Source organism: Micromonospora sp. NPDC049580 (assembly GCF_040675595.1).
Classification (GTDB): Bacteria; Actinomycetota; Actinomycetes; order Mycobacteriales; family Micromonosporaceae; genus Micromonospora.
Genome location: NZ_JBFAPG010000327.1, coordinates 1 through 7,224 on the forward strand (window position 1 = coordinate 1; position 7,224 = coordinate 7,224).

Here is a 7,224-nt window from a genome sequence, read left to right on the forward strand (position 1 = left end):
TGGCCACCCGCCCGTCACTCGTTCCGCTGTCCCGTCAGATCATCCGGGCGGAGTCCTCGCCGACGTTCTGGGCGGGCAGCACCTTGGCGGCGGTACGCGGGGTGCGGCCCATCCGCTTCTGCAACCACCAGGCCAGGATCGACAGGGCACCGCAGATGGTGATGTAGATCGCCGCCACGATGAGATACGTCGGCACGTACGGCAGCCCGAACGGCAACCGGCCGCCGATCTGCTTACCCACGAACAGCAGTTCGGGGTACGTGATGATGAAGCCCAGTGCGGTGTCCTTGAGCAGCACGACGAGCTGGCTGACGATCGCCGGGAGCATCGACCGGACCGCCTGCGGCAGCAGGATCAGTCGCAGCACCTGGTTCTTGCGCATGCCGATCGCGTACGCGCCTTCGGTCTGCCCGTACGGCACGGCGTTGATGCCGGCCCGGAAGATCTCCGCGAGCACCGAACCGTTGTACAGCACCAGCCCGATGACCAGCGCCCACAGCTTGTCGATCGACCAGCCGTACTGCAGTGGGACGTAGTAGCCGAAGAAGATCAGGATCAGCAGCGGGATCGCCCGGAACAGCTCCACCACGAAGGTCGACGGGGTACGCAGGATCCACTTGTCGCTCAGTCGGCCGCTGGCGAAGATCGCGCCGAAGAGCAGCGCCAGGACAGCGGCGATGCCGGCCGCCTTCAGCGTCGCCCACAGGCCGCCAAGCAGTTCGCGTTGCACCGAGGCGTACTGGAACTGCTCCCACTTGCGAGCCTCGAACTGGCCGGTGTCGGCGAACTTGTAGCCGACGTAGGCGAGCAGGGCGATGATGCCGGCGGTGGAGGCGACGCCCAGGATCGCGTTGCGTCGCTTGGCGCGGGGCCCGGGCAGGTCGTAGAGGATCGACGCCTGGCTCAACTCAGCCACCTTCCGTTCGCGACTGCGGGGCTCGCAAGCTCACTCCTCGCGCTCACCGCGCACCTTCCGTTCGCCGCTGCGGGGCTCACCGGGCCACCCGCCACTTGCGTTCGAGGAACCGCTGCAAGGCCACCAGCGGCAGGATCAGGATCAGGAAGCCGATGGTGATCCAGAGCAGGACGGCGAACTGCGGCTCGCCCCGCTCGGCCATGTACGCCGGGATCGCTCCGGCTTCCAGCACCGAGAAACCGGCGGCGATGGTGGTGTTCTTCAGCATCGCGATGAACACGCTCATCATCGGCGGGACCATCGCCCGCAGCGCCTGCGGCAGCACGATGAGCGTGAGCACCTGACCGAAGGTCATGCCCAGCGCGCGGGCCGCCTCGGCCTGCCCCGCGGCGACCGTGTTGACGCCGGAACGGATCACCTCGCAGACGAACGCCGAGGTGTAGACGGTCAGCGCGATGGCGGCGCTGGGAAAGTAGTCGATGTTGAGGTCGAGCTTCGGCACCGCGAACACGAGGAACGCGAAGACCAGCGTCAGAGGGGTGTTGCGCACCAGGTTGACGTACGTGGCACCGAACGCCCGCAGGGCCGGCACGGGGGACACCCGCATCGCGCCGAGCAGCGTGCCGAGGACGAGGCTGCCGACCGCGGCGATCAGGAAAAGTTTGACGGTGTTGGTGAACCCGTCGACGAACAGTTGCCCGTTGTCCGTCAGTACGCGGAAGAACTCGCCCATGCCTCGCTCTCAGTCCCTCGGACGGGCGCCGGACGGGGACGAGCCCCGCCCGGCGCCGCAACTCGTGTCGAGCCGGACGATCAGTACCGCTCGACCTTCGGCGGGGTGCCCGCCGAGCCGGACAGGCCGAGCGTGCCGTCGTAGATCTTCTGCCAGGTGCCGTTGGTGAAGGCGGCCTCGATCTGGTCGTTGACGTAGTCGCGCAGCGCCTTGTCGTCCTTCGGCAGGCCGATGCCGTACTTCTCGGTGCTGAACGGCTGGCCGACCACCTTCAGCTCGTCCGGGTTCTGCGCCGCGTAGCCCTTGAGGATGGCGTCGTCGGTGGTGACGGCGTCGACCTTCTTGTCGAGCAGCTGCGAGACGCACTCCGAGTAGGTCTTGAACTCGACGATGTTGCTCGCCTCGGTCAGACCCTCGTCGCGGACCCTCTGGATCGGGGTCGAGCCGGTGGCCGAGCAGACCTTCTTGCCCTTGAGGGTGTCCTTGCCGGTGATCGACGTCTCGTCCTTGCGGACCAGCAGGTCCTGGCCAGCGACGAAGTACGGGCCGGCGAACGAGATGTCGTTCTTGCGCTTGTCGGTGATCGAGTAGGTGCCGACGTAGTAGTCGACCTCACCACCCTTGATCGCGGTCTCCCGGTTGGCCGACGCGATCTCCTTGTACTCGATCTTCGCCGGGTCGATGCCGAGCGTGCTGGCCACGTACTGGGCAATCTCGATGTCGAAGCCGCACCGCTTGCCCTGGGCGTCCTTGTAGCCGAGGTTCGGCTGGTCGAACTTGACGCCGATGGAGACCTTGCCCGCCGCCTTGATCTTCTCGAAGGTCGGGCTGCCGGCGACGGCCGCGTCCGTCTTCGGGGTGAAGGTCGCGCCGGAGCTCTTGCAGGTGTCGGACTGGGCGCCACCGGAGGCGTTTCCACCGGCGCTCGGCGTCGGCTCACCCTCCTTGCCGCAGGCCGCGGCGGACAGGGCGAGGGAGGCCATCATGGCGACCGCCGCCACGCGCTTCATACGCATACTCTTCTCCTTCTTCGACGGAGCCCGCCGTTGTACGGCACGCTCCACTACGGACGCCTAGTGCGTGAGGATCTTGGAGAGGAAGTCCTTGGCCCGCTCGCTGCGCGGGTTGGCGAAGAACTCCGCCGGGGAGGCGTCCTCGACGAGCTTGCCGTCGGCCATGAAGATGACCCGGTTGGCGGCGTGCCGGGCGAAGCCCATCTCGTGGGTGACCACGACCATCGTCATGCCGTCGCTGGCCAGCGAGGTCATCACGTCCAGCACCTCACCGACCATCTCCGGGTCCAGGGCGCTGGTCGGCTCGTCGAAGAGCATCGCCTTGGGCTGCATGGCCAGGGCGCGGGCGATCGCTGCCCGCTGCTGCTGACCGCCGGAGAGCTGGGCCGGGAACTTGTCCGCCTGGTTGGCGATGCCGACCCGGTCGAGCAGGGCCAGGCCGCGTTCGCGGGCAGCGGCCGGCTTCTCCTTGCGGACCTTGATCGGGCCGAGGGTGACGTTCTCCAGGATGGTCTTGTGGGCGAAGAGGTTGAAGGACTGGAAGACCATGCCCACCTCGCTGCGCAGCTTGGCGAGGGGCTTGCCCTCGGCCGGCAGCGGCTGGCCGTCGAAGGTGATGGTGCCGGAGTTGATCGGTTCCAGTCGGTTGATGGCGCGGCACAGCGTCGACTTGCCGGAGCCGGACGGGCCGATCACCACGACCACCTCGCCCCGACCCACCGACAGCGAGACGTCGTCCAGCACGTGCAGCGGCCCGAACCACTTGTTGACCGCGTCCAGCACGATGAGCGGTTCGCCCGTCGTCACGTCGTCCACCGTCCCTGTCGTCTCCCGGATCGGGGTCGGTTGACCCCCGGTTGGGCAACTGTAGGCGGCGTGATGTGGCGGAACGCAACTCAGTTGGTCACGGAGCGGTAACACCGGTCCCGATCGTTGTCGGGGGTCCGATTTTGGTCACCACCGGGCCGCAACGGTGGCGTCGAGACCGGCTTGTCGAGATCATGGGGGGATGACGGAACCGGTACGGCTGACCCGTTACGCGCGCGGCGGTGGCTGCGCCTGCAAGATTCCGCCGGGCGAGCTGGAGGTCATGGTGGCCGGTCTCGGCCCGGCCACCGGCACCGCCGAGCTGCTGGTCGGCCTGGACCACGGCGACGACGCCGCGGTGGTCCGCCTGGACGAGCGGACGGGCCTGGTCAGCACCGCGGACTTCTTCACCCCGGTCGTCGACGACGCGTACGACTGGGGGCGCATCGCCGCGGCCAACGCGTTGTCCGACGTGTATGCGATGGGTGGCATCCCGTTGGTGGCGCTCAACCTGCTCTGCTGGCCGCGCGACGTGCTGCCGCTCGAGTTGGCGCGCGAGGTGCTGCGCGGCGGTCAGGACGTGGCCCGGGAGGCGGGTTGTCACCTGGCCGGTGGGCACAGCGTGGACGACGACGGCCCGAAGTACGGCCTCGCGGTCACCGGCACCGTGCGCCCGGAGGAACTGATCACTCTGGACGCCGGCCGGGCCGGGGTGCCGCTGTCGCTGACCAAGCCGCTCGGGGTGGGCGTGCTCAACACCCGGCACAAGGCGACCGGTGAGAGCTTCCCGGAGGCGGTCGCCTCGATGAGCGCCCTCAACCGGGACGCTGCGCGGGCGGCGGTAGCCGCCGGTATCCGGTGCGGCACCGACGTGACCGGCTTCGGCCTGCTCGGGCACGCCTCGAAGCTGGCCCGTGCCAGCCGGCTCACGGTGGCCATCGACACCGCCCGGGTGCCGTACCTGGCCGGCGCGCGGGAGGCGCTGCGCGACGGGTACGTCAGCGGCGGCAGCCGTCGCAACCTGGAGTGGGTCACGCCCTGGACGGATTTCGGCGCGGCGGACGAGGGTGAGCGGTTGCTGCTGGCCGACGCGCAGACTTCCGGCGGCCTGCTGGTCGCCGGTGAGCTGCCGGGCGCGCCAGTGGTGGGCGAGCTGCTGCCCCGCGGGGAGCACCTGGTCGTCCTGCGCTGACGGACAGCGCGGCGAGGCCCGGACGCAGTGCCGGGACACGCGGTCCCGGTGGTGCGGATGGCGCACGATAGCCGATAAACTGTCACCTTCCCGCTACTCCGAGCAATGCCGCTCAGGGAAATTTTGCCCGGAATGGTCACAGACCGGTAACTTGCCCCCGGCTGGGGTCAAATGCCCCCCACCATCGTCAGTAAGGCCCGATCCGGAGGCCGGTGGGACGAACGCAGCGAGGAGGCGGAATGACCGAGCTGTGGAACTGGAGAATCGATCGGGTACGACCCGTGGAGGTCTACCCGGCGCTGGCCGAGGCGCTCGGTCGGGTGGTGATGCCGCTGGCAGTGGCGGACCCGGCCCGGCTGCCGGCGTACGCGGTGGTGTGTGACGTCTGGCAGGCGCCGGGCGAGTTCTCGACGGTGGTCGACTGCTACGGGGTGCCCGACCGGCTCTCCGAGCACGCCAGCATCGCCGCGCTGGCCCGACTGCTGGGCCGCAACTGCCTGCTGCGCGACGACACGCTCGACGCTGGCCGGCACCTGCTCGTCGCACCGGACGGGACGGTCCGCCCGGTGCACTTCGACGTCCGGGACACCGACGACGGCGAGGTGCTCAGCCGAAAGCGGCTGTGCACGCTGGGTGACCCGGGCTGCCGGGGCTGGTCGCAGTGTCACCGCTCGCGCTGGGCTCCCGACACCGTCGCGCCGGTGCTCGCCGCGGCCTGACCCGGTGCCCAGCCGGCCGAGCCCGGCCGGTGCCGGTGCGCCGAAGAGGCCGGTGCGCCAAAGAGGTCAGCCGCGCCCGGTGGCGGCGGTGGCCGGCCGGTCGGCGGTGCCCGACCCGCCACCCCGCACGACCAGCTGGTCGAGCAGGGTGCGGGTGGCCTCCGTCACGGCGGCCACCGCGGCCTCGAACGCGGCGGCGTTGTGCGCGGCGGGCGCCCGGAAGCCCGAGATCTTCCGGACGTACTGCAACGCCGCCGCCTCGATGTCCGCGTCGGTCACCTGCGGGGTGAACGGCTCCCGCAACGTCTTGATGCTTCGGCACATGTCGGGTGCTCCTCGGTTCGGGGTGATCCGGCCGACCCGGATACGCTGTCCTGGTCATGACTACCGCAGCGGCGGGCAGCCCGCGCACCTACCAGGTGCGCACCTATGGCTGCCAGATGAACGTGCACGACTCCGAGCGCATCTCCGGCCTGCTCGAACAGGCCGGCTACGTGCGCGCGCCCCAGGCCGACGACACCCCGGACATCGTCGTCTTCAACACCTGCGCGGTGCGGGAGAACGCGGACAACCGTCTCTACGGCAACCTCGGTCATCTGCGTCCCGTGAAGGACAAGCACCCGGGGATGCAGATCGCCGTCGGTGGTTGCCTGGCGCAGAAGGACCGCGGCGAGATCGTCCGCAGGGCGCCCTGGGTGGACGTGGTCTTCGGCACGCACAACATCGGTGCCCTGCCGGTGCTGTTGGAACGGGCCCGGCACAACGCCGCCGCCGAGGTGGAGATCCTGGAGTCGCTGGACGTCTTCCCGTCCACGCTGCCGACCCGCCGCGAGTCCACGTACGCCGGCTGGGTCTCGATCTCGGTGGGCTGCAACAACACCTGCACGTTCTGCATCGTGCCCTCTCTGCGCGGCAAGGAGAAGGACCGCCGTCCCGGCGACATCCTCTCCGAGGTGCGCGCCCTGGTCGACGAGGGCGTGCTGGAGGTGACCCTGCTCGGGCAGAACGTCAACTCCTACGGCGTCGAGTTCGGTGACCGGTACGCGTTCGGCAAGCTGCTGCGCGCCTGCGGCGAGATCGACGGGTTGGAGCGGGTCCGGTTCACGAGCCCACACCCGAAGGACTTCACCGACGACGTGATCGCCGCGATGGCCGAGACGCCGAACGTCTGCCACTCGCTGCACATGCCGTTGCAGTCCGGCTCTGACGACGTGCTGAAGGCGATGCGCCGCTCGTACCGCTCCGAGCGTTACCTGGGGATCATCGAGAAGGTCCGTGCGGCGATGCCGGACGCGGCGATCACCACCGACATCATCGTCGGCTTCCCCGGCGAGACGGAGGCCGACTTCCAGCGCACGCTGGACGTGGTGCGCGAGGCCCGGTTCTCCTCGGCCTTCACCTTCCAGTACTCGAAGCGCCCCGGCACTCCCGCCGCGACCATGGACGGCCAGTTGCCCAAGCAGGTCGTGCAGGAGCGCTACGAGCGGCTGGTCGCGGCCGTCGAGGAGATCTCCTGGGCGGAGAACAAGCGTCTGGTGGGGGAGCCCGTCGAGGTGCTGGTCGCGGTCGGCGAGGGCCGCAAGGACGAGCGGACCGGGCGGCTCTCCGGCCGGGCCCGCGACGGCCGGCTCGTCCACTTCGACGCCGGCAGTTTCGCCGGGTCGATCCGGCCCGGCGACATCGTGCACACCACAGTCACGTACGCCGCGCCGCATCACCTCAACGCCGACGGAGCGCCGCTGTCGCACCGGCGCACGCGGGCCGGCGACGCCGCCGAGGCGGGCATCCGGCAGTTCCTGGACATCGGCACGGGCCTGCCCACCATGCAGAACACCCACGCGGTC

The 7,224-nt window shown here is 69.5% G+C and carries 8 protein-coding genes; 3 read left to right on the forward strand and 5 right to left on the reverse strand.

The genetic code is table 11. The features are described 5' to 3' along the window. Positions 1–34: 34 nt before the first annotated feature. From AB0J68_RS22810 to AB0J68_RS22825, 4 genes are all read right to left on the reverse strand, one after another. Entirely contained in the window at positions 35–907 is an 873-nt protein-coding gene (locus AB0J68_RS22810; RefSeq protein WP_355133533.1) for an amino acid ABC transporter permease, read from the reverse strand. An 85-nt stretch (positions 908–992) separates the two neighbouring features. Further along, positions 993–1,649, reverse strand: a complete 657-nt coding sequence (locus AB0J68_RS22815) for an amino acid ABC transporter permease (RefSeq protein WP_363940416.1) — start codon at positions 1,647–1,649, stop codon at positions 993–995. A gap of 80 nt (positions 1,650–1,729) precedes the next feature. Then, positions 1,730–2,665, reverse strand: a complete 936-nt coding sequence (locus tag AB0J68_RS22820) for a glutamate ABC transporter substrate-binding protein (RefSeq protein WP_355133535.1) — start codon at positions 2,663–2,665, stop codon at positions 1,730–1,732. A 57-nt stretch (positions 2,666–2,722) separates the two neighbouring features. After that, positions 2,723–3,478: an amino acid ABC transporter ATP-binding protein gene (locus AB0J68_RS22825; protein WP_363940417.1), complete on the reverse strand. Its 756-nt coding sequence runs from the start codon at positions 3,476–3,478 to the stop codon at positions 2,723–2,725. A 193-nt stretch (positions 3,479–3,671) separates the two neighbouring features. Between AB0J68_RS22825 and selD the strand changes: the two genes are divergently transcribed. After that, entirely contained in the window at positions 3,672–4,661 is a 990-nt protein-coding gene (selD, locus tag AB0J68_RS22830) for a selenide, water dikinase SelD (RefSeq protein ID WP_355064034.1), read from the forward strand. A 239-nt stretch (positions 4,662–4,900) separates the two neighbouring features. Then, positions 4,901–5,380, forward strand: coding sequence for a hypothetical protein (locus tag AB0J68_RS22835; RefSeq protein ID WP_354862858.1), 480 nt, complete (start codon positions 4,901–4,903; stop codon positions 5,378–5,380). Positions 5,381–5,446: 66 nt separating this feature from the next. Here the strand turns inward: AB0J68_RS22835 and AB0J68_RS22840 are convergent, their stop codons facing one another. Beyond that, positions 5,447–5,704 carry a DUF2277 family protein gene (locus tag AB0J68_RS22840; protein WP_363940418.1) on the reverse strand — a complete coding sequence of 86 codons (258 nt, stop codon included), beginning with the start codon at positions 5,702–5,704 and terminating at the stop codon, positions 5,447–5,449. A 56-nt stretch (positions 5,705–5,760) separates the two neighbouring features. On the opposite strand from AB0J68_RS22840, the gene miaB reads away from it, so the two are divergent. Beyond that, positions 5,761–7,224: tRNA (N6-isopentenyl adenosine(37)-C2)-methylthiotransferase MiaB (miaB, locus tag AB0J68_RS22845; protein ID WP_363940419.1), on the forward strand; the 1,464-nt coding region annotated here is incomplete at its 3' end.

Excerpts from the sequence above, each read along its gene's own strand:
- AB0J68_RS22815 (WP_363940416.1), bottom strand. The coding sequence starts at position 1,649 with ATGGGCGAGTTCTTCCGCGTACTGACGGACAACGGGCAACTGTTCGTC.
- AB0J68_RS22840 (WP_363940418.1), bottom strand. The coding sequence starts at position 5,704 with ATGTGCCGAAGCATCAAGACGTTGCGGGAGCCGTTCACCCCGCAGGTG.
- AB0J68_RS22820 (WP_355133535.1), bottom strand. The coding sequence starts at position 2,665 with ATGCGTATGAAGCGCGTGGCGGCGGTCGCCATGATGGCCTCCCTCGCC.
- AB0J68_RS22835 (WP_354862858.1), top strand. The coding sequence starts at position 4,901 with ATGACCGAGCTGTGGAACTGGAGAATCGATCGGGTACGACCCGTGGAG.
- selD (WP_355064034.1), top strand. The coding sequence starts at position 3,672 with ATGACGGAACCGGTACGGCTGACCCGTTACGCGCGCGGCGGTGGCTGC.